The following is a 20,857-nucleotide window of genomic DNA, read 5'->3' as shown; positions in this document are numbered from 1 at the left end:
TGTTAATATTCATTAAATACTATAAAATCCACCATGCTATATCACTAAATTATCACACTGATTTTCACAAAGTAAAAGGAATTTACATGAAAAATTCTGCTCATTTCTGTCTTGCTGTATTGGCACTGTCTGCTGCAGTAGGCGCACAGGCTGCCCGCCCTGTTGAATTTACCGTTGGCAGCGAATATTACAACGAAACCTATCGCGAATATGAACAAGATGGTAGCCGAATAATGCAACAAAAAGGCAACCTGTGGTCTATTAATGCGGGGGTTAAATACCGTTTCAACGATCGCCATGCAGCGAAATTGGAAGGCCGTTATTCCCGCGGTAAATCAGATTACACAGGAAGTTTCCAAAATGGATTTGGTGAATCCACAGGTTATGGTTCTGCCACACTCAAAGATGCCCCACGCCGTGCATACGATATCCGTGCCTTATATGAATATACACATCCGATTAACGATCGCTTTAGCCTGACTGCCGGTGCAGGCTTGGGACACCGTGTTCTGAGAGATTTGAGCCGACGCGTCGATCCTGATGATTATGACCGCAAAAACCGAACTACATATGCGCAAATCAATGCCGGTGTAAATGTTGCCCTTCCTGCAAACTTTGAGATTGCTCCTCGTATTGCTTACAATCGTGCCGTGAAAGGCCGCCAGTATTCTTACGAACCAAATCGAGAAGAAACCAGAATGAAACAAGGTGGTGGACAAGGTATCGAGGTGGAAGTACCTGTATCTAAAAAATTCGCTAACGGTTCTAAAATCACCCTGACCCCGTTCTATCGTGGCTGGAAAGTTAAAGATTCAAACTTCACCGTTACAGAAGACTATGGCTTCATTCAATTGGGCGCGATCGAACCTAAAAACCGCACTCGTGAAACAGGCATAAGATTGCAATACTCGTTCTAATTTAGCGAACTTACGCAGTTAAAACATTTCAGACGGCCTTGTATATAACAGGCCGTCTGAATTTTTTGATACTTACCAAATCTCACCATTACGCTAATAACGTCAGACATAAGACCTTATCAGTCAAAAAAATCTACCGATAATTTTTCCAGGTAAGAATTAGGATAAGCACATCTTTTGCTATCCAACCGACCATCAAAATCAAGTCAAGCAAGCAGCGTTCAAAATGCCGATCGAGATGGACACTGCACCAAACAACGCGCCGACGGCGACATTGTTGTCAATGAGTTCTGCGGTAGCGCCTTTAATCATCATTGTTGCAGCGAAATAGACAAAAATCTGAATCACTGCTGCGGCAAATCCCCATAGGATAAAATCGATGAAGCTGACACTGTGGGCAATACTTGAGGCAAGCGTCAGACAGAAACCGACTAACGCGCCACCAAACGATAAGGCACAGGCAAGATTGCCGTTTTTAATCAGGCGCAATTCTTCGACGGGGGTAATCCGCAAATATACGGCACCGAAAACTACAGTCATTGCGATACCTGCCAACATATATTGCAGGTAAAGCAGATATTGGGACAGAGAAAGACTCACGATAAGATTCCTTGGTTTGCAATAAAGTGATTATGCCATATTTTTGAAGATAAACCCTTCGGAAAATATGGCATTTTTAGAAGCGCTTCATCAGGCCGTCTGAAAGGGTCTGATTTTTAATTTATGTTTTATTGTGATAATTGTTGACGATTTTTGTATATTTATGTAACTATTGCGCACCGCTATTTATCAGAGCAAAGAGGAGAATATGAGCATACTCGCCGCCATCCGCCCTAAAGAGCCTTTGCGCCATCTGCGCTGGTTTGACATGCTGATTGTGACCGCCATCCTGTTCGGTCAATTTGCCTACCGGTCTACCCAACTTTATATCGCCAGCCTGATGCCGCAAGTAGAAACAGCCGCGGTTGCCGAGGAAGTGCGTGATACTGCGGTAACCGGCGTGGCTTATTCGGAAAACATGAGCCTGCAGTTGACGCTGCTTGCCATTGCTTTGATTTACCTTGTTATCCGCCGTTTCGACTTTAAACAGCTGCCGATTCGCTTTAATTTAGGCGTATTATTTTGGACGCCTGTGATTTTTATCCTAATGGGTCTGACCGCCGACGCGGTGACTTCGTTAAGCGGCGGCTACAATTACTTTACCACTGAAATCTTTCAATACATCAAACCATTATCCATCTTCGACAAATTCGCCGCCCTTGCGCCGATGGCCATCCTCTACGGCCTTTTAAACGGCTTTTACGAAGAATTCTGTTTCCTCGGCCTTTTAACCTGCGTGGAAGACAAATACAAATGGCAGGCATTGGCCTATTCGACCTTGGTGCGTATCTCCTTCCATACTTACCAAGGCATGCTTTGGGCAACCGTTATCGGCGTTGTTTTCGGCTTGATGTACTACTTCTTCTACAAATACAAAGTCAAAAACCTGCTGCCGTTTTTCCTGATTCACGCCTTGGCAGATATCTTCGGCTCCGGCTTCATCTATTTGATTTGCGCTTAATGGCAATAGTTGACTGAATAAACAAGGCCGTCTGAAACATCATTTTTCAGACGGCCTTTTATCATTTATCGGTTTACTTAATCAAAGTAATTGCCACATCCGCATCTTCGGTTGCAACTGCCTCAATCACTGCATCGCCGCCAAACCGCAACACCGAGCCTGCGCCGACCGTATGTTTTTCAGTCTGATTCAACGTTACGTCAAAGCTTCCTTTTCCAACGGCAAAAATCAGCGTTTTAAAACCCGGATGATCGTGCGGCTTAATCTGCTCCCCTTTCTTCATGTCTTTCTTAACAACCATGTAATTTTCGCCGCTGAAAATTTTACCGTTTTCGGAAGAAACCTCTCCCAAAGGCGCGGCAGAAACGGCAACGGAAAACAAAGCAGACAGCAATACAGCAGAAATATTAGATACTTTCATGGCAAGCCTTTCTTAAAATAGGGCTTCCATTCTATAAAAACCCACCTCATTACTCAATAATAATTCTTATTTTCTAATAAAAAGGCCGTCTGAAACCCAACGATATTTTTCAGACGGCCTGATTGACCTGTATAATATTTTCTTATTAATAAAATCGCTTTACATACCCATCAAATGGAAACCGTCAGAAAAGATCCGCTCGGCTCGGCATGGGTGGTTATTGCCGCGCTCGGCTTTACCGTCATGAACCTCTCCGTCAAAGCCGCCTCTACACATTTCGGCTTTTCCAGCGGCGAGCTGGTCTTTTGGCGTATGCTGGTCTCCACCCTGTTCTTAGGCATCATGGCCAAAGCGCAAGGCAACACATTTTCCACGCCGCATTGGAAAACCCATCTCAACCGCAGCGTCATCGGCACGCTTGCCATGATGTGCACGCTTTATTCCGTCATACATCTGCCGCTGGCAACAGGCGTCACGCTCAACTACACCTCCTCCATCTGGCTTGCCATCTTTTCATTTTTCATTTTAAAAGAACGAATTACGCTTTATACCCAAACCATTCTGGTTATGGGCTTTATCGGCGTTATCCTGTTGCTCAATCCATCTTTCCAAGGCGGACAGGAATTTGCCGCGCTGGTCAGTTTGGCAGGTGGCGCCATGTCGGGCTGGGCATATTTACAGGTGCGCGAACTCTCGCTTTTAGGCGAACCGGGCTGGCGCGTGGTGTTTTATCTGTCGCTTACCGGCCTGATCATGTCCGCCATTTGGAGCTGCTTTACCGGCTGGCATCCGCTGACCGCGTCTTCCCTGCCCTATCTGGCCGGCATCGGCATCTCCGCCATGATTGCCCAACTGGCCATGACCCGCGCCTATAAGGTCGGCAAGAAATTTACCGTTGCCTCACTTTCCTACCTGACCGTCGTTTTCTCCGCCCTCTCCGGCGTACTGCTTTTCGGCGATAAAATCACTTGGCAGGAAGCCGCCGGCATGGTTATCATTGTTGCAGGCGGCGTGTTCAGCAGTTTTACTCCGGCCTCAATCAAAAAATTTCTGATGAAGCAATAATTTAACAAGGAGAACACCATGATTTCCATCCGCGAACAATCTTACGGCTTAAACGTAGCGCTGTACAACGAGTTCACTTTGGACGATTTCCGCCAATTGGAAGAAGCCTTGTTGGCCGCGAAACAAAAAGTCCATCTGCCCGACATCCTGTTAGATTTATCCATGCTGAAAGACTTCACCATCGATATGGCGGTTGAGCAAATCAAATTCCTCAACCAACATGAAACCGACTTCGGCCGCGTTGCCGTCATTACCGACGACATTTGGATCAAACTCGGCGCGCGCCTTTCCAGCCTCCTGACCAACCAACATCCCAAATATTTCAGCGATGCCACCGAAGCACAGGCTTGGTTGTTGGCAAGCAATTTGAAATAAAGACAAGGCCGTCTGAACGCATTACCTAAGCAAATTCAAAACCGCTTAGGCTCAAAATCAACGACATAACGACATCTGTCAAACCATCAAAAAGGCCGTCTGAAACTTTGCAACCCGCAAAGTTTCAGACGGCCTTTCATCATTTTTATTCAAAAACTTACATCACATCCAATACATCAATGCCCAACAATTCCAAGCCTTGTTTCAGCGTGTCGCCGGTCAGCTTCGCCAGTTGCAGGCGGCTGTTTCGGGTTGCGCCTTCTGATTTCAGGATTGGGCAGGCTTCGTAGAAGCGGCTGAACAAGGTAGCGATTTGATAGAGGTAGGTGGCGAGGTAGTGCGGATATGCCGTGTCCGCCACGCTTTGCAGTACGTCTTCAAATTTCAGCAGCTCGGCGGCCAGTTGTTTTTCCAAAGGTTCGGTCAAAATGGTTGGCGCAGTTGCGTCCCATTCGCCGGCTTTACGGAACACGCTTTGCACGCGAGTGTAGGCGTATTGCAGGTAAGGGGCGGTATTGCCTTCAAACGAAAGCATGGCGTCCCAGTCGAACACATAATCGCTGGTGCGGTTTTTGCTCAAATCGGCATATTTGACTGCGCCGATGCCGACGGTTTTGCCGATTTTACCTGCTTCGTCTGCACCCAATTCAGGATTTTTCTCTTTCACCAAAGCAGTGGCGCGCTCGACAGCTTCAGTCAGCAGGTCAACCAGTTTCACGGTGTCGCCGCTGCGTGTTTTGAACGGTTTGCCGTCTTTGCCCATCATGGTGCCGAAGCCGATAAACTCGGCTTTTACATCTTCCGGCAGATAGCCTGCTTTGCGGGAAGTGGTAAAGAGTTGCTCAAAGTGCAGGGCTTGGCGATGGTCGACGACGTACAGCAGGCGGTCGGCATGAAGCGTGCCGACACGGTAGCGCAAACATGCCAAGTCGGTGGAAGCATAAAGGAAGCCACCGCCTTGTTTTTGCACGATAAACGCGGCAGGTTCGCCCTCTTTGTTTTTGAACTCGTCCAAGAATACGACTTTCGCGCCGTCGTCTTCGACTGCCAGACCTTTTTCAACCAAATCATCGACTACGGGTTGCAAATCGTCGTTGTATTTAGATTCGCCCGCCACGTCTTCTGGGCGCAGTTTCAAGCCCAACGTGTCATAAACGGCTTGGGCGTGCGAGAGCGAAATATCGACAAACTGTTTCCACAATGCCAATACGGTTTCATCGCCGCCTTGCAGCTTCACAACGTATTCACGTGCGGTGTCGGCAAAGGCAGGATCTTCGTCAAAGCGTACTTTGGCGGCGCGGTAAAACTGCTCCAAATCTGCCAGCTCAAACGCGGCATTGTCTTTTTGCTGCTCAACCAAATAAGCGACCAACATGCCGAACTGTGTACCCCAGTCGCCGACATGGTTTTGACGGATAACGGTGTTGCCCATAAATTCCAATACGCGCGAAATGCTGTCGCCGATGATGCTGGAACGCAGGTGGCCGACGTGCATTTCTTTGGCAAGATTAGGCGAAGAATAGTCGATAACGACGGTTTGCGGTTTGTCGGTTTTCGCTACGCCGAAACGCGCGTTGTTCAAGGCCGTCTGAATGTTTTGAGCGAGAAATTCAGGACGCAGGCGCAGGTTGATAAAGCCCGGGCCAGCGACTTCCGCGCTTTCAATCACGGCGTTGCCCGCCAATGCTTCGGCTACCTTTTGCGCCAACTCGCGCGGATTTTGTTTGGCTTTTTTCGCCGCACCCATCACGCCGTTGATTTGGAAATCGCCGAAGTCGGGATTTTTTGCCGCCTGCAATACGACGGGGCTGTCGGACAAACCGGCAGCGGTAAAGGCTGCTTGGGCTTCACGTTCGACGGTTTGGTATAAATTCATGTTGTCGGTCTCTATCAATTCAAATCAGGCGGTATTTTAAAAGAATTTCGGGCTTTAAAACAGGGCAAGCTGCAATACTTTTCCAGCGGCTTGTTATATGATTGCATTCTGATTCAACGATTTTGCTGTAAAGGCCGTCTGAAAGGAAAAGCCATGAACCCGAAAAATACGCTTTGTCTGATTGTCGATATTCAAGAACGCCTGCTACCCGCCCTTTCCGGCACGGATGAAATGTTGGAACGCTGCCGCCTGCTAATTCAAGGTTTGACGGCTTTGGACGTACCCTTTGCCGTAACCGAACAATATCCGAAAGGTTTGGGCAACACTGTATCCGCTGTATCGCTGCTGTTGCCCGAAGGCACGCCCATTGTCGAGAAAACCCAATTTTCGGCGTTTTTACCTGAAATTCGGGAAATCTTACGCAAAAACGACATCAAAAACGTTATTTTAGTTGGAGCAGAAGCGCATATCTGTATACTTCAGACGGCCTTGGATTTGAAGGCGCAAGGTTATACTGTGTTCCTGCCTTTTGAATGCACCGCCTCGCGTACAACGGCCAACCGTGACAATGGTTTGGCGCAACTGAGCCATCAGGGCATTATCATTTCCAATGTCGAAAGTATTTTGTTCCGACTGCTCGGCGATGCCAAACATCCGGCCTTTAAGACTATCTCCAAACTAATTCAATAACAGGCCGTCTGAAATGCAATACACCATCCGCCCTGCCCTGCGCCAAGACTTGCCCGCCATCGTCGATATTTACAACAGCACCGTGGCCACGCGCCAATCCACGGCCGATTTGTCGCCGACCACGGTTGCCGAACGCGAAATGTGGTTTGCCGCGCACACGGACAAACGCCCGATTTACGCCCTTTACGATGCCGACGGCACCGTATTGGCCTGGGGCAGTTTCAGTGACTACCATCCGCGCTACGCCTACCACATCAGCGCGGAAGTCAGCATTTATGTCCGCCACGATATGCGCGGCGTAGGCGTGGGCAAAATCCTGTTGCGGCACATGCTCGAACGCGCGCCGTCCTTAGACATCCGCAACGTCATCGCGCTTGTGTTCGGCCACAACTATCCGAGCCTGAACCTATTTCACCGTTTCGGTTTTGAAGAATGGGGACGACTGCCGCAAGTCTGCGATTTGGGAACCATGTTGGCAGACGTGGTGATTTTGGGCAAAAGGATTGTGGATTGATGACGACAAAGGCCGTCTGAAAACTGAATTCAGACGGCCTTTTTACGGTAAAACCTTTATTCCGGTTTCTTCGCCAGCATGGTGACGAATTTAAACTGAATCGGATTGCCGAATTCGTCTTTCGCGTGCATCGAACCCAACTCTTCCTTGTATTCCACCAATTCCCAATCCTTATAGTATTCGCGCAACTCGCCCTCGCTAAACTTGAACGGGAACGGCATCGGACAAGGGAAATCTTCCGTATCCATCGCAGACACGATCAGGTTGTAGCCGCCAGGGTTGGTGTGTTCCTTCATATTGGCAATCACATCAGGAACGTAACGCGGCATCAGGAACATAAACACCACGGTCGCCACCATATAATCAAAGTTTTCCTGAATATTAGCGGCGTTGAGGTCGTATTCAAACGCGCGGACATTCAACTCTTCGATACGCGCCAGCTCTTCCACGTTTTGAACCGCATGGGGATTATTATCGACAGCGGTAACGTCAAAACCTTTCAAACCCAGATACAGCGCATTGCGGCCCTGGCCGCAGCCCATATCCAAAACCTTGCCGACAGGCACGATGCCTTCGGCGGCGCGGACGGCCGAATGCGTCGCGCTCATGCCGTATTTCTTATTGAAATAGTCCGCCGCCTCGCAGTAAAACGACAGTTGAATTTCCGTGTCTTGCGTTTGCGGCGCGATAAAGTGCCATGCTTGCGGATGGATAATCCAATCATCGCTTTCAGGCGTCAGCTCGTGCGTGGCCGTAACATTGCCCGCCTCGTCCACTTCATTGAAGTTCAGACGGCCTTGGAGGACATTGAGGCAGCCCCAAGTACCGGCTGCGGTATTGTGTTTGGACAACAAGGCTTCGGGAATCTCATCCGTCGTCCACACCGGCATCTGCTTGTAACAAAACAATTCTTGCTGTTCGCTCATCATGTTTCCTTTCTATTTTGACGGTTTCAACACAGCTTCTGCCAAAGCTTTCTGAATGGCAATCACGCTCTTGTCGCTTTTAAATTGCAAGGTTTCGGTCGGTGCTTCGCCGGAAGAAACCCAAATCTTCAGCTCGGCATCCAAATCGAAATGGCCCGAGGTTTCCACCGAAAAGCGCGACACGGAACGATACGGAATCGAACGGTAAGACACTTTCTTGCCGGTCAACCCCTGCTTGTCCACCAACACCAGCCGATATTCGGTAAACACAATCAAATCGCGCACCAGACTGAATGCCATTTTTACCTGTTCGCCATCAATCAGGATATTCGCCAAATCGCGTTCGACCGCATCGGCGTCTTTTTGCGAAGCATTGCCCAAAAGGCCGCTGAACAATCCCATATCTACCTGCTTTCTATACGAGTGATAAGTGCAGGGTATTTTACACGCGCAAACCGTATTTGCCGATATTTCAGACGGCCTTATGTTATGATACCGCCTTATTCGACAAAGACATGCCCATGGATAAACCCGTTTACCTCTACACAGACGGCGCATGCAAAGGCAACCCCGGCGCAGGCGGCTGGGGTGTATTTATGCGCTACGGCACACACGAAAAAGAACTGTTCGGCGGCGAAGCCGAAACCACCAACAACCGCATGGAGCTGACCGCCGTCATCGAAGGACTGAAATCCTTAAAACGCCGCTGCCAAGTCGTCATCTGCACCGACTCGCAATACGTCAAAAACGGCATGGAAAGCTGGATACACGGTTGGAAAAAAAACGGCTGGAAAACCGCCGCCAAAAAACCGGTCAAAAACGATGATTTATGGAAAGAGCTGGATAGTTTGGTTCAACAGCACGATGTCCGCTGGACTTGGGTAAAAGGCCATGCCGGACACCCTGAAAACGAAAAAGCCGACGAGCTCGCCAACCGAGGCGCAGCAAAATTTGCATAACACTTCACCCATGACTGTACTCAAATATCTCAAACCATTCTTTTGGATTGCTATCATTGCATTGATTTGTGTGACGCCAATAGCACTTATGTTCGCCTATTCGCCCTTTCATGATGTCAATGATTTTTTTAACTTTTGATTGTGTGATCACGTTAAAAGTGCCGAAGAATGTGACGACTGAATCACGCCCGCCTATTTATTTTGGTGGTTTATACCCAAACCGTGGTTTTTCACATTCATCACACTGACTGCTATTTACCTCATTCTAAAAATCCTGATTGAAATCATCCGATTCCTATTCAGACTGAGAAAGAAAAACCCATGACCTGCCCTATCTGCACTGCCGACAACGAAGATATTTTGCTGCAAACGCCAAACCTGCGCGTTATCGCCGTCCACAACGAAGCCGGCGCACCGGCATTCTGCCGCGTTATTTGGAATGACCATGTTTCCGAGATGACCGACCTTTCCCCTGCCGAACGCAACGAAATCATGGAAATGGTGTATCAAGTTGAAGCAGCAATGCGCCAAGTCTTCCGCCCGGCCAAAATCAATTTGGCCAGCCTCGGCAATGTTGTGCCCCATCTGCATTGGCACGTCATCGCTCGCTTTGAAAACGACGCCAACTTCCCCGCGCCGATTTGGGCCGCACCCGTCCGCGAACACGGCATGACCCTGCCCGAAAATTGGCCGGAACAAATCAAAAACTTAATCGCTTAAACTTTTAGACGGCCTGTAAGGTCCAACACGCCAAGCTTCAGGCCGTCTGAACATATAACGAAAGGAAAACCTCAATGACTTCCACCACGCGCCGCCATTTCCTGCGTACCTGCTCTGCCGCGGCAGGCGCAGGGTTGTTGCAAGCCTGCGGCACCGGCACAACCACCACGCCGCAAACTAAAACCACATCTACCACCGCGAAAGCCAAAACCGTGCAACCTAAGCAACCCCATCCGCCACGCTCCGGCGACAACCTCCTGCGCGTTGTTGCGCCGTCAGGCTTCGCCGAAGACCCCAACCGCGTGACCACAGGCCTGACCCGCCTCTACAACGCAGGCTTTACCGTGACCAACCAACAGGCAGGCAGCCGCCGTTACCAACGCTTTGCCGGCAGCGACGCCCAACGCGCCGCCGACTTCCAAGACGTTGCCAGCGGCCGCGTCGAAACGCCTAAAGTCTTGATGGGCCTGCGCGGCGGCTACGGCGCGGCACGCATCCTGCCGCAAATCGACTTTGCCTCACTCGGCGCCAGAATACGCGAACGCGGTACATTGTTCTTCGGTTTCAGCGACGTGTGCGCCGTCCAACTCGCCCTGTTGGCCAAAGGCAATATGATGAGCTTTGCCGGCCCGATGGTGTACAGCGAATTCGGCAAAGCAGACCCCAGCGTCTTTACCATGGATTCCTTTATCCGCGGCACGACCAACAATGTCAACATCGTTGATGTCCCAACCATCCAACGCGCCGATGTCAACGTCGAAGGCACATTGTGGGGCGGCAACCTCAGCGTTCTCGCCTCTCTCGCCGGTACGCCTTACATGCCCGATATTCAAGGCGGCATCCTCTTTATCGAAGACGTCAGCGAGCAGCCCTACCGCATCGAGCGCATGCTTAATACGCTTTATCTGTCAGGTGTTTTACAAAAACAACGCGCCATTATCTTCGGCGATTTCCGCATGGGTACCATCCGCGACGCATACGACTCCAGCTACGACTTCTCCGCCGTCGTCAACCACATTTCGCGTACCGCCAAGATTCCTGTGTTGACCGGTTTCCCATTCGGCCACATCACCAACAAAACCACTTTCCCTTTGGGCGCGCATGCCAAAGTCCGCAGTACCGGCAACGGCGGTTATTCCGTTACCTTCAGCGGCTACCCGACGCTGAACCCGTCCGCGCTGACGCTCAACAACCTGCTGCCGCCTCCTGTTCCGACTTACGACAGCACCATCTACCGCGACAGCATCACTGAAGAAGTTACCGAATAAGGCTTGTTCAAATCAAAAGGCCGTCTGAAACCCAGTTTCAGACGGCCTTTTTATATCTTCATCTTAACCGTAACGTCGTTGAAAATCTTTCATAAAGTCAGCCAACGCCTTCACACCTTCAAGCGGCATCGCATTGTAAATGCTGGCACGCATACCGCCGACGGTTTTATAACCCTTGAGCAGGCACAAGCCCTGCAACTCGGCTTCCAACACAAAACGACGGTCCAAGTCTTCGCTTGCGGTTTTGAAGACCACATTCATTTTGGAGCGCGCATCAGGATGAATATCGTTGATGTAAAAACCGCCGCTGCCATCTATCGTCTCATACAAGGTTTGCGCCTTTATTCGATTGACCGCTTCAATTTTTTTCACACCGCCCTGCGTTTGCAGCCAGCGGAACACCAAACCCGACATATAAATTGCATAAGTAGATGGTGTGTTGTACATACCGTCGCGGTTGATGTGCGAACGGTAGTTGAACACATCGGGAATATCGTTCGGACAACGCTCCAGCAAATCCTCGCGGATAATGACCACGGTCGCACCGGCAGGACCGATATTTTTTTGTGCGCCGGCATAAATCAAGCCGTAGTCGGACACATCAAACTCACGCGACAAAATCTCGCTCGACATATCGCACACCAGCGGTGGCAGGCCGTCTGAAAGTTTGGGGACGTTTTGATACTGCAAGCCGTTTACGGTTTCATTAATCGCAAAATGAACAAACGCGGAATTCGGGTTGACATCCCAATCCTCCACCGCGGGCAGGTTTTTATAGGCATATTGTTCGCCACCATGCGCCGCCAAACGGATTTCGGCATTGCTCAAACGGCTCATCTGTTCATAGGCAATACGGCTCCAGTTGCCCGTTACCACCGCATCGGCAGTCGCAAAACCGTGCGCCAAATTCATGGCCACCATATTAAATTGCGTGGTCGCACCGCCCTGTAAAAACAGGATTTTATAGTTGGACGGAATATTCAAAAGCTGGCGCAAGTCTTGTTCGGCATGATGCAGAATGCTCAAAAACATATCCGAACGGTGGCTCATCGCCATCACAGGGAAACCCGTACCGTTGTAGTCGAGCATTTCCTGTTGTGCGGTACGCAATACCGCTTCCGGCAATACGGCAGGACCTGCGGAAAAATTGTAAATCTGGTGTGCGGACATGGCGGCCTTCTTTCTTATTCGGTGGGTATGAAGAAATTGTAGAACCGCCTTGCACATTGTGCAAGCACGAAAAACCAGGAAATACAAGGCCGTCTGAAAACAAAGCAATACCAATTCTTTGTTTTCCAAAATAATTTCAGAAACGCTACATCAAAACTTGTCAACAATTTCCTTTTCAGACGGCCTCGACCCTACCCTTTACATTTAAGCAATCACTTCAAAAAATCCACGCCAAATCAACACTTTTCTTTTATCTTGAAAACAGTTATAATAGGCCAATTTTTCAAATCACACGAAAAATGGCCGCGCGGCCATTTTTTTGTTTATGTACTTCTGGAGAAGCATGGATATTCAAAGCATTCTTGATAAAACCCTGCCCGGCTTGGGCTACGAACTGGTCGATTTCGAACTGACCGCACAAGGCGATTTGCGCGTTTTCATCGATAAAGAAGGCGGCATCACCGTCGAAGACTGCGCCACTGTCAGCAACCATCTGAGCCGCGTGTTTATGGTTGAAGACATCGACTACAAACGTTTGGAAATCTCCAGCCCGGGCCTTGACCGTCCGCTGAAAAAAGCCGCCGACTTCGTGCGCTTTGCCGGCCAGAACGCCAAAATCAAAACACGCCTGCCGATTGATGGTCAGAAAAACTTCATCGGCCGCATCGAATCTTGCGAAAACGACATCGTTACCGTCTCTTTCGACGGCAAAACTGCCCAAATCGAATTGAGCAACATCGACAAAGCCCGTTTGCGCCCCGAATTTAAATTTTAAAAACCGATTACTTGGAGATTCTAGAAAATGAGTCGCGAAATGTTACAGCTGGCCGAAGCGCTGGCAAGTGAAAAAAACGTTGAAACGGAAGTCGTATTCAAAGCCCTTGAATTCGCCCTCTCTACTGCTGCCAAGAAAAAAGCCGACCGCGAGCACATGGACGTGCGCGTCGAAATCGACCGCGATACCGGCGAATACCAAACCTTCCGCCGTTGGCTGATTGTTGCCGATGAAGACTACACCTACCCTGACGTAGAAAAAACCATCGAGGAAATCCAAGAAGAAATTCCTGGCACCACCATCCAAATCGGCGAATACTACGAAGAGCAGCTGCCAAACGAAGGCTTCGGCCGCCAAGCCGCGCAAACTGCCAAACAAATCATCCTGCAACGCATCCGTGATGCGGAGCGCGAGCAAAACCTGAACGAGTTCCTCGCTTCTAAAGAAGACATCGTTTCCGGTACGGTAAAACGTGTCGAGCGCCACGGCATCATCGTTGAAGTCGTTGCAGGCAAACTCGATGCCCTGATTCCGCGCGAAGAAATGATTCCGCGCGAAAACTTCCGCAGCGGCGACCGCATCCGCGCCCTTTTCCTGCGTGTGGACGAAATCGGTAATACCGGCCGCAAACAAGTCATTTTGAGCCGTACCAGCGGCGACTTCTTGGCTAAACTCTACGCCAACGAAGTGCCTGAAATTGCAGACGGCCTGTTGGAAATCCGCGAAGTAGCACGCGATCCCGGCCAACGCGCCAAAGTTGCCGTTAAAGCCAACGACCAACGCATCGACCCGCAAGGTACTTGCATCGGCGTACGCGGTTCCCGTGTTAACGCCGTAAGCAACGAATTGTCCGGCGAACGCATCGACATCGTATTGTGGTCTCCTGAGCCAGCCCAATTCGTGATGAATGCGTTATCTCCTGCCGAAGTGAGCCGCATCGTGATTGACGAAGACAAACACGCTGTTGACGTAATCGTTGATGAAAACCAACTGGCGCTGGCCATCGGCCGCGGCGGTCAAAACGTCCGTCTGGCTTCTATTCTGACCGGCTGGCAGCTGAACATCATGACCGTTGAAGAAGCCGACGAGCGCAATGCTGCCGAAGACGCGGTTATCCGCAACCTCTTCACTACCCACTTGAACATCGACGACGAAACCGCCGATATCTTGGTGGAAGAAGGCTTTGCCACTTTGGAAGAAGTTGCTTACGTTCCAGCGGCAGAATTGCTCTCGATTGACGGCTTTGACGAAGAAATCGTTGAAACCCTGCGCAACCGCGCACGCGACGCGATCCTGACCATTACCATCGCCGCAGAAGAAAAACTGGGTGAAGTGTCTGAAGACATGCGCAATTTGGACGGCGTAGATTCCGATATGTTGCGCAAACTGGCTGAAGCTGGCGTTACCCAACGCGATGATCTGGCCGAATTGTCTGTTGACGAATTGGTCGAAATTACCGGTGTTGACGAAGAAGAAGCCAAAAAAGTGATTTTGGCTGCACGCGAACACTGGTTTACTGAAGAAAATAACTAAGGGGGTACTGAATGAGTAATACAACCGTAGCGCAATTTGCCGCCGAACTAAACCGCCCCGTCGATGATTTGCTTAAACAATTGAAAGAAGCCGGGGTCAACAAAAACAGCGGCAATGACAGCATAACCACTGACGACAAACAACTGTTGACTGCTTACCTGCAAAAGAAAAACGGCAGCAACAGCGGCACCATCAGCATCCGCCGCAAAAAAACCGAAGTCAGCACTGTTGACGGCGTAAAAGTGGAAACTCGCCGCCGCAGCCGTGCCGTTACCATTCCTTCTTCCGAAGAATTGGCAGCAGAAGCCAAAGCCAAAGTAGCAGCGGAAAACCAAAAAGCCGAAGCAGAAAAAGCAGCCGCTCAAGCTGCCGAAGAAAAAGCCAAAGCTGAAGCAGAAGCTGCCGCAAAAGCTGAAGCCCGTGCCAAAGCAGAGGCCGAAGCAGCCAGACTGAAAGCAGCCAAAGCCGCACCAAAAGCGGAAGGCAAACCTGCCGAAGCCAAAAAAGAAGAAGTCAAACCGGTTGAAACCGTAGAAGCTAAGGCCGAAGCAAAAGTTGAAGCTAAAGCAGACAACAAGCCGTCTGAAAAATCCGTTGAAGCTGAAAAACCAGTCGAAGCCAAAAAACCTGCCAAAGCCAAACAAGACAAAGGCGGCAAAGGCAAAGAAGCGAAAAAGGCAGCCAAACCTGCCGCTCCTGCCGTACCGCAACCTGTCGTCAGCGAGGAAGAACAGGCTCAACGCGATGAAGAAGCCCGTCGTGCCGCCGCCCTGCGTGCGCATCAAGAAGCCTTGTTAAAAGAAAAACAAGAGCGTCAAGCACGCCGTGAAGCCATAAAACAACAGGCCGATCAAGACTCAAAACCTTCTAAAGAAGCCAAATCAGGCGAACGCAATAAACCTGCCGAGAAAGCCAAAGCGGCATCCGGCGAAGGCAAATCCGAACACAACGCGCGCGGTAAAAAAGAAGACCGTCGTGACCGTGATGAAGAAAACCAAGGCCGTAACGCCAAAGGTAAAAGCGGCAAAGGCGGCCGTGACCGCAATAATGCTCGCAATGGCGACGACGAGCGCGTACGCGGCGGCAAAAAAGGCAAAAAACTCAAACTTGAGCCAAACCAACACGCCTTCCAAGCGCCGACCGAACCTGTCGTACACGAAGTTTTGGTGCCTGAAACCATTACCGTTGCCGACTTGGCACACAAAATGGCCGTTAAAGGCGTCGAAGTGGTTAAAGCCCTGATGAAAATGGGCATGATGGTAACCATCAACCAATCTATCGACCAAGACACTGCCCTGATTGTGGTGGAAGAACTCGGCCACATCGGTAAACCTGCCGCAGCCGACGACCCTGAAGCATTCCTGGATGAAGGCGTTGAAGCAGTAGAAGCCGAAGCATTGCCACGTCCGCCGGTTGTTACCGTGATGGGTCACGTTGACCACGGTAAAACTTCCCTGCTGGACTACATCCGCCGTGCCAAAGTGGTACAAGGCGAAGCGGGTGGCATTACCCAACACATCGGTGCATACCACGTTGAAACCCCTCGCGGCGTGATTACCTTCTTGGATACTCCGGGTCACGAAGCGTTTACCGCCATGCGTGCGCGCGGTGCGAAAGCAACCGATATCGTGATTCTTGTGGTTGCAGCCGACGACGGCGTGATGCCGCAAACCATCGAAGCCATTGCCCACGCTAAAGCTGCGGGCGTACCGATGGTGGTTGCCGTCAACAAAATCGATAAAGAAGCTGCCAACCCAGAGCGTATCCGCCAAGAGCTGACCGCACACGAAGTCGTGCCTGACGAATGGGGCGGCGACGTACAGTTCATCGACGTTTCTGCTAAAAAAGGCCTGAACATCGATGCATTGCTCGAAGCCGTCTTACTCGAAGCCGAAGTTTTGGAACTGACTGCCCCTGTCGATGCACCTGCCAAAGGCATCATCGTTGAGGCTCGTTTGGACAAAGGCCGCGGCGCGGTTGCCACATTGCTGGTTCAAAGCGGTACACTGAAAAAAGGTGATATGCTGCTGGCCGGTACTGCATTCGGTAAAATCCGTGCAATGGTTGACGAAAACGGCAAAGCCATCAATGAAGCCGGCCCGTCTATCCCTGTCGAAATCCTCGGCTTGTCGGATGTACCGAACGCAGGCGAAGATGCAATGGTATTGGCCGACGAGAAAAAAGCGCGCGAAATCGCCCTCTTCCGTCAAGGCAAATACCGCGACGTGCGCTTGGCCAAACAACAGGCCGCAAAACTGGAAAACATGTTCAACAACATGGGCGAAAACCAAGCCCAATCCTTGTCTGTCATCATCAAAGCAGACGTACAAGGTTCTTACGAAGCTTTGGCGGGCAGCCTGAAAAAACTGTCCACAGACGAAGTGAAAGTGAACGTGTTGCACAGCGGCGTTGGCGGCATTACCGAATCTGATGTCAACTTGGCCATCGCTTCCGGCGCATTCATCATCGGCTTTAACGTCCGTGCAGATGCTTCCGCACGCAAACTGGCTGAGAATGAAAACGTGGAAATCCGTTACTACAACATCATTTACGATGCCATCGACGATGTGAAAGCCGCCATGAGCGGTATGCTCTCTCCGGAAGAGAAAGAGCAAGTAACCGGTACGGTCGAAATCCGTCAGGTTATCTCCGTTTCCAAAGTCGGCAACATTGCAGGCTGTATGGTTACCGACGGTGTGGTCAAACGCGATTCCCACGTCCGCCTCATCCGCAACAACGTGGTTATCCATACCGGTGAGCTGTCTTCTTTGAAACGCTACAAAGACGACGTCAAAGAAGTCCGCATGGGCTTTGAATGTGGTCTGATGCTCAAAGGCTACAACGAGATTATGGAAGGCGACCAACTCGAATGTTTCGACATCGTCGAAGTTGCCCGTACTCTGTAATCAGACAGGCCGTCTGAAAAATCAGAAGCAGGTTTTGCAATGCGAAACCTGCTTCTTTTTTCAGACGGCCTTTTTACAACCATTCATAGTTTGAAACTATGGAAATTGATGTGTGGTATATAGGAAACAAAACAGCCGCACAAGGCAAAGCCATTTAGCAAAAGAATAGACGGTAAACTAAGCCTGATAAGGCTCTCTATATATTGTCATATCTTAACGTTTTTGTTGTTTTTATCAAATTTCGGCACTAGTATATACAGCCTAAACACAATACAAATTAAGCAATACCGGCCATATGCCGGATACGTTTACTTCCTTGTTACTCTCATCAATATCTAAAGAAAATATCATGACAATCGAAAAAGCAATGCGCATCCGCAATGCGCAATTTGAATTACGACATTTAGAGCAATTGCAGCCATCCCCCCTTGCACAAGCAACAACAGGCACATCGGGAGATGACGTTTATTATGTAACCCGCAGCGATGATAAAATCATTGAAAACCCAAATGGTGGAGATGATACGGTTTACAGCAACGTCAGCTATACCCTTCCAAACCACGTTGAAAACCTTGTTTTGACCGGTACAGCCAACATTTTTGGCGCAGGCAACAACAGTAACAACATCCTCATCGGCAATGAAGGCCGCAACCGCCTCAACAGCGGGCGTGGCGACGACATCGTTTACGGTGGCGGAGGCAACGATTTCATCAACGGCGGCGAAGGTAACGACCGTCTTTTCGGCGAAACAGGCAATGACACCCTCAACGGCGAAGCAGGCAATGATGTGCTTGAAGGTGGCGAAGGCGACGACACCTACCTTTTCTCTGCCAAAAGCGAGCAAGACACCATCATCGACAACCAAGGCCACAACAGCATCCGCTTTCATACCGACCTAAGTCTTAACGATTTAACCGTTGAAGTCCGAAACAACGAAACCGGCGGTCAAGACTGGCTGATTGCCGTGAAAAACAGCAACGCCGTTTTAACCATCAAAAACCAATACACTCAAAACGGCACAACACCAGCAGTCTCCCAATTCATCATCGGCACACAAAAACTGGATGTAAACAGCTTTGCTAAATATTTCGATATTTCCCTGACTGAGCATACCGAAAGCGGCAAGATCATCAATGGCAGCGACGGCAATGACCACCTGATCGGCACATCCGGCGATGATATTATTGACGGCAAAGCCGGTGCCGACATTATGGAAGGTGGTGATGGCAATGACACTTACTACGTTGATGATGTAAAAGATGTGGTTATCGAACAGGCTGGCGGCGGCGAAGACACCGTATTCAGCAGCATTTCCCATACTGCCGCTACCCACGTCGAAAATGTTACCTTGACCGGCTCGGCCAATATTTTTGCCGCCGGCAACAACAGCAATAACATTCTAACCGGTAACGAAGGCCGCAACCGCCTCAATAGCGGACGCGGTGATGATACCGTTTACGGCATGGGTGGCAACGACAACCTCAACGGCGGCGACGGCAATGATTATCTGGATGGCGGCGACGGTAACGATGCCATCAACGGTGATGCAGGCGACGACATTTTGGTGGGCGGCAAGGGTAAAGACATTCTGAAAGGCGGAGCCGGAAACGATACCTATATCTACGGCGACAACGATACCATTATCGACAACCAAGGCATCAATACCTTCAAGTTTTCAGACGGCCTGAGCAATACCAAGCTCAACCTGAAGACCATTCATAACGATGATGGTAGCCAAAGCTGGGAAATTACTTCGGAACAAGGTTCAGTCCTGATTCAAAACCAAATCGGTGCGGATGGTAGTATTTCCATCAACCGTTTCCAGTTCAATGACCAAATCTACACTGCCGCGCAGTTCCAACAAGCCTTCCAAGCGCTGAAAGCCGAAACCATTAAATTTGTCGGCACTAACGGCGATGACATCTTGCATGGCAATGCAGGCAACAATGAAATCGACGGCGGCAACGACGGCCATGACACCCTTTATGGCTACGATGGCGATGACATCTTGCGCGAACACAGCGAAACTTATTACGGCAACGAACCCGCTTCCGACGATAAACTCTATGGCGGCAACGGTAACGACAAACTCTATGCCCATGTAGGCACCGACTTACTCGACGGCGGCGCAGGCAATGATTATCTGGAAGGCGGCGAACACAACGATACCTATGTTTTCGGAAAAGGTTACGGTCACGACACCATTTTCGACTACAACTTCGGTTTTGACAGCGAAGCAAGCCTACACAGACTCAACGCCAACGTCGTTAAATTTACCGGCGGCATTACCCTTGACGACCTTGAAATTACCGTTGAAAAAGGTTACGACAAAACGGGGATTGCCGATATGCCCGATAGCAACCAATTTGTATCCAATCCCCTGTTGGATGGCGATACTTGGCATATCCGCATTAAAGGCACAGACGATGTTTTAACCATCAAAAACCAAAGCGGTATTTATGGTGCGATTTCCGAATTTCAGTTTGACGGCAATACCTCATACAGCACGGGAGAGGTAATCAACCACTTCAAACTGTCTATCCCGCACATGATCGGTAACACAAACATCGTCCAATACACCGGCCAACCCGTTGAAGAACTCAACCGTGATGTGTACAACAACTTCAACCACACCATCCACGCCGATAGCGACAACAGCGATTTAGATTTGTCTCGTTACACTTCTGTTGTCGAATACAGGGGCAACCGCAGCGATGAAACCATTACTTTGGGCCGAGGCATCAACATCGTTGATACGGCCGGCGGCAACGATACCATTACCGACCCAGGTGCCGACAACACCGTTATCATGTTTGGCAGAAACAGCGGCAACGACACCTTTAATCCGTATGGTGGCAGCGATACCCAAGTCCTTTTCAAAGAAGGGCTTACGCTGAAAGATTTACAGTTGAAAACCGGCGATGATTGGGTATTAACCATCAAAGATACAGGCGACACCCTGACCATCCATGACATTGCCAACAATAATGTCGACAGCTTTGTATTCGGAAACGGTAAGAGCTACACCGCCGACGAAATCAGCAAAGCTCTGATTACTGAAAATACACAAAACAACGGTATCCTGTAAAACTCAAAGGCCGTCTGAAACCTTAATTCAGACGGCCTTAGTCCTTTGCTGATTTATTTATCGTTCTGTTATATAATTATTCTCATTCGAATC

19 protein-coding genes are annotated in these 20,857 nt (G+C 49.8%); 13 read left to right on the top strand and 6 right to left on the bottom strand.

Annotated elements, in window-relative coordinates; translation table 11 throughout:
- The first annotated feature begins 86 nt into the window (after nucleotides 1-86).
- Nucleotides 87-917, top strand: coding sequence for an outer membrane beta-barrel protein (locus ACTHS8_RS08040; RefSeq protein ID WP_063075970.1), 831 nt, complete (start codon nucleotides 87-89; stop codon nucleotides 915-917).
- Between the two features lie 201 nt (nucleotides 918-1,118).
- Here the strand turns inward: ACTHS8_RS08040 and ACTHS8_RS08035 are convergent, their stop codons facing one another.
- Nucleotides 1,119-1,517: a DUF350 domain-containing protein gene (locus ACTHS8_RS08035; RefSeq protein ID WP_440373436.1), complete on the bottom strand. Its 399-nt coding sequence runs from the start codon at nucleotides 1,515-1,517 to the stop codon at nucleotides 1,119-1,121.
- A gap of 208 nt (nucleotides 1,518-1,725) precedes the next feature.
- Between ACTHS8_RS08035 and ACTHS8_RS08030 the strand changes: the two genes are divergently transcribed.
- Nucleotides 1,726-2,478: a CPBP family glutamic-type intramembrane protease gene (locus ACTHS8_RS08030; RefSeq protein ID WP_070826588.1), complete on the top strand. Its 753-nt coding sequence runs from the start codon at nucleotides 1,726-1,728 to the stop codon at nucleotides 2,476-2,478.
- Nucleotides 2,479-2,551: 73 nt separating this feature from the next.
- Here the strand turns inward: ACTHS8_RS08030 and ACTHS8_RS08025 are convergent, their stop codons facing one another.
- Nucleotides 2,552-2,899, bottom strand: coding sequence for a hypothetical protein (locus ACTHS8_RS08025; RefSeq protein WP_003686176.1), 348 nt, complete (start codon nucleotides 2,897-2,899; stop codon nucleotides 2,552-2,554).
- A gap of 174 nt (nucleotides 2,900-3,073) precedes the next feature.
- On the opposite strand from ACTHS8_RS08025, the gene ACTHS8_RS08020 reads away from it, so the two are divergent.
- Together ACTHS8_RS08020 and ACTHS8_RS08015 are read left to right on the top strand one after the other, a co-directional pair.
- Nucleotides 3,074-3,964 carry a DMT family transporter gene (locus tag ACTHS8_RS08020; RefSeq protein ID WP_440373435.1) on the top strand — a complete coding sequence of 297 codons (891 nt, stop codon included), beginning with the start codon at nucleotides 3,074-3,076 and terminating at the stop codon, nucleotides 3,962-3,964.
- 18 nt (nucleotides 3,965-3,982) lie between these two features.
- Complete coding sequence (locus ACTHS8_RS08015; protein ID WP_003686136.1) at nucleotides 3,983-4,339, top strand: STAS/SEC14 domain-containing protein; 357 nt, start codon at nucleotides 3,983-3,985, stop codon at nucleotides 4,337-4,339.
- 157 nt (nucleotides 4,340-4,496) lie between these two features.
- Here ACTHS8_RS08015 and argS read toward each other — a convergent pair whose 3' ends face one another.
- The gene (gene argS, locus ACTHS8_RS08010) at nucleotides 4,497-6,215 is read right to left on the bottom strand and encodes an arginine--tRNA ligase (protein WP_440373434.1); all 1,719 of its coding nucleotides are present in this window, start codon (nucleotides 6,213-6,215) and stop codon (nucleotides 4,497-4,499) included.
- A gap of 153 nt (nucleotides 6,216-6,368) precedes the next feature.
- On the opposite strand from argS, the gene ACTHS8_RS08005 reads away from it, so the two are divergent.
- Nucleotides 6,369-6,905 (top strand): isochorismatase family protein, encoded by a 537-nt coding sequence (locus ACTHS8_RS08005; protein WP_440373433.1) that lies wholly within the window; start codon nucleotides 6,369-6,371, stop codon nucleotides 6,903-6,905.
- A gap of 13 nt (nucleotides 6,906-6,918) precedes the next feature.
- Complete coding sequence (locus ACTHS8_RS08000) at nucleotides 6,919-7,419, top strand: N-acetyltransferase family protein (protein WP_440373432.1); 501 nt, start codon at nucleotides 6,919-6,921, stop codon at nucleotides 7,417-7,419.
- A gap of 56 nt (nucleotides 7,420-7,475) precedes the next feature.
- On the opposite strand, the gene tehB is transcribed toward ACTHS8_RS08000, so the two are convergent.
- On the bottom strand, nucleotides 7,476-8,345 hold the full coding sequence (gene tehB, locus ACTHS8_RS07995) for an SAM-dependent methyltransferase TehB (RefSeq protein WP_440373431.1): 870 nt from the start codon (nucleotides 8,343-8,345) through the stop codon (nucleotides 7,476-7,478).
- Between the two features lie 12 nt (nucleotides 8,346-8,357).
- A complete protein-coding gene (locus ACTHS8_RS07990; protein WP_003678731.1) occupies nucleotides 8,358-8,747 on the bottom strand; it encodes a PH domain-containing protein in 390 nt (129 codons plus the stop codon).
- Between the two features lie 119 nt (nucleotides 8,748-8,866).
- Between ACTHS8_RS07990 and rnhA the strand changes: the two genes are divergently transcribed.
- From rnhA to ACTHS8_RS07975, 3 genes are all read left to right on the top strand, one after another.
- Nucleotides 8,867-9,304, top strand: a complete 438-nt coding sequence (rnhA, locus tag ACTHS8_RS07985) for a ribonuclease HI (RefSeq protein WP_049350717.1) — start codon at nucleotides 8,867-8,869, stop codon at nucleotides 9,302-9,304.
- 321 nt (nucleotides 9,305-9,625) lie between these two features.
- Nucleotides 9,626-10,024: an HIT family protein gene (locus ACTHS8_RS07980; RefSeq protein ID WP_107810229.1), complete on the top strand. Its 399-nt coding sequence runs from the start codon at nucleotides 9,626-9,628 to the stop codon at nucleotides 10,022-10,024.
- Between the two features lie 74 nt (nucleotides 10,025-10,098).
- Nucleotides 10,099-11,292 carry an LD-carboxypeptidase gene (locus tag ACTHS8_RS07975; protein ID WP_107810228.1) on the top strand — a complete coding sequence of 398 codons (1,194 nt, stop codon included), beginning with the start codon at nucleotides 10,099-10,101 and terminating at the stop codon, nucleotides 11,290-11,292.
- Between the two features lie 63 nt (nucleotides 11,293-11,355).
- Here the strand turns inward: ACTHS8_RS07975 and serC are convergent, their stop codons facing one another.
- Nucleotides 11,356-12,462 (bottom strand): phosphoserine transaminase, encoded by a 1,107-nt coding sequence (gene serC / locus ACTHS8_RS07970; protein ID WP_063075959.1) that lies wholly within the window; start codon nucleotides 12,460-12,462, stop codon nucleotides 11,356-11,358.
- A gap of 343 nt (nucleotides 12,463-12,805) precedes the next feature.
- Between serC and rimP the strand changes: the two genes are divergently transcribed.
- From rimP to ACTHS8_RS07950, 4 genes are all read left to right on the top strand, one after another.
- Entirely contained in the window at nucleotides 12,806-13,237 is a 432-nt protein-coding gene (gene rimP, locus ACTHS8_RS07965; protein ID WP_003685973.1) for a ribosome maturation factor RimP, read from the top strand.
- A gap of 27 nt (nucleotides 13,238-13,264) precedes the next feature.
- On the top strand, nucleotides 13,265-14,770 hold the full coding sequence (nusA, locus tag ACTHS8_RS07960; protein WP_003678742.1) for a transcription termination factor NusA: 1,506 nt from the start codon (nucleotides 13,265-13,267) through the stop codon (nucleotides 14,768-14,770).
- A gap of 11 nt (nucleotides 14,771-14,781) precedes the next feature.
- Complete coding sequence (infB, locus tag ACTHS8_RS07955) at nucleotides 14,782-17,676, top strand: translation initiation factor IF-2 (protein ID WP_440373430.1); 2,895 nt, start codon at nucleotides 14,782-14,784, stop codon at nucleotides 17,674-17,676.
- Nucleotides 17,677-18,025: 349 nt separating this feature from the next.
- On the top strand, nucleotides 18,026-20,764 hold the full coding sequence (locus tag ACTHS8_RS07950) for a calcium-binding protein (RefSeq protein WP_440373429.1): 2,739 nt from the start codon (nucleotides 18,026-18,028) through the stop codon (nucleotides 20,762-20,764).
- The last annotated feature ends 93 nt before the right edge of the window (nucleotides 20,765-20,857 follow it).

The sequence above is a fragment of the Neisseria sp. P0016.S008 genome (assembly GCF_051957775.1).
GTDB classification, from domain to species: Bacteria; Pseudomonadota; Gammaproteobacteria; order Burkholderiales; family Neisseriaceae; genus Neisseria; species Neisseria flavescens_B.
The sequence above is the reverse complement of the archived record's forward strand: the minus strand, read 5'-3'. Positions and strand labels throughout refer to the sequence as shown.

Coding starts and splice junctions, on each gene's coding strand:
- ACTHS8_RS07990 (WP_003678731.1), bottom strand. CDS start 8,747: ATGGGATTGTTCAGCGGCCTTTTGGGCAATGCTTCGCAAAAAGACGCC.
- tehB (WP_440373431.1), bottom strand. CDS start 8,345: ATGAGCGAACAGCAAGAATTGTTTTGTTACAAGCAGATGCCGGTGTGG.
- rimP (WP_003685973.1), top strand. CDS start 12,806: ATGGATATTCAAAGCATTCTTGATAAAACCCTGCCCGGCTTGGGCTAC.
- infB (WP_440373430.1), top strand. CDS start 14,782: ATGAGTAATACAACCGTAGCGCAATTTGCCGCCGAACTAAACCGCCCC.
- ACTHS8_RS08000 (WP_440373432.1), top strand. CDS start 6,919: ATGCAATACACCATCCGCCCTGCCCTGCGCCAAGACTTGCCCGCCATC.
- serC (WP_063075959.1), bottom strand. CDS start 12,462: ATGTCCGCACACCAGATTTACAATTTTTCCGCAGGTCCTGCCGTATTG.
- ACTHS8_RS08030 (WP_070826588.1), top strand. CDS start 1,726: ATGAGCATACTCGCCGCCATCCGCCCTAAAGAGCCTTTGCGCCATCTG.
- ACTHS8_RS08025 (WP_003686176.1), bottom strand. CDS start 2,899: ATGAAAGTATCTAATATTTCTGCTGTATTGCTGTCTGCTTTGTTTTCC.
- ACTHS8_RS07975 (WP_107810228.1), top strand. CDS start 10,099: ATGACTTCCACCACGCGCCGCCATTTCCTGCGTACCTGCTCTGCCGCG.
- nusA (WP_003678742.1), top strand. CDS start 13,265: ATGAGTCGCGAAATGTTACAGCTGGCCGAAGCGCTGGCAAGTGAAAAA.
- argS (WP_440373434.1), bottom strand. CDS start 6,215: ATGAATTTATACCAAACCGTCGAACGTGAAGCCCAAGCAGCCTTTACC.
- ACTHS8_RS07950 (WP_440373429.1), top strand. CDS start 18,026: ATGACAATCGAAAAAGCAATGCGCATCCGCAATGCGCAATTTGAATTA.
- ACTHS8_RS08020 (WP_440373435.1), top strand. CDS start 3,074: ATGGAAACCGTCAGAAAAGATCCGCTCGGCTCGGCATGGGTGGTTATT.
- ACTHS8_RS08040 (WP_063075970.1), top strand. CDS start 87: ATGAAAAATTCTGCTCATTTCTGTCTTGCTGTATTGGCACTGTCTGCT.
- ACTHS8_RS08015 (WP_003686136.1), top strand. CDS start 3,983: ATGATTTCCATCCGCGAACAATCTTACGGCTTAAACGTAGCGCTGTAC.
- rnhA (WP_049350717.1), top strand. CDS start 8,867: ATGGATAAACCCGTTTACCTCTACACAGACGGCGCATGCAAAGGCAAC.
- ACTHS8_RS08005 (WP_440373433.1), top strand. CDS start 6,369: ATGAACCCGAAAAATACGCTTTGTCTGATTGTCGATATTCAAGAACGC.
- ACTHS8_RS07980 (WP_107810229.1), top strand. CDS start 9,626: ATGACCTGCCCTATCTGCACTGCCGACAACGAAGATATTTTGCTGCAA.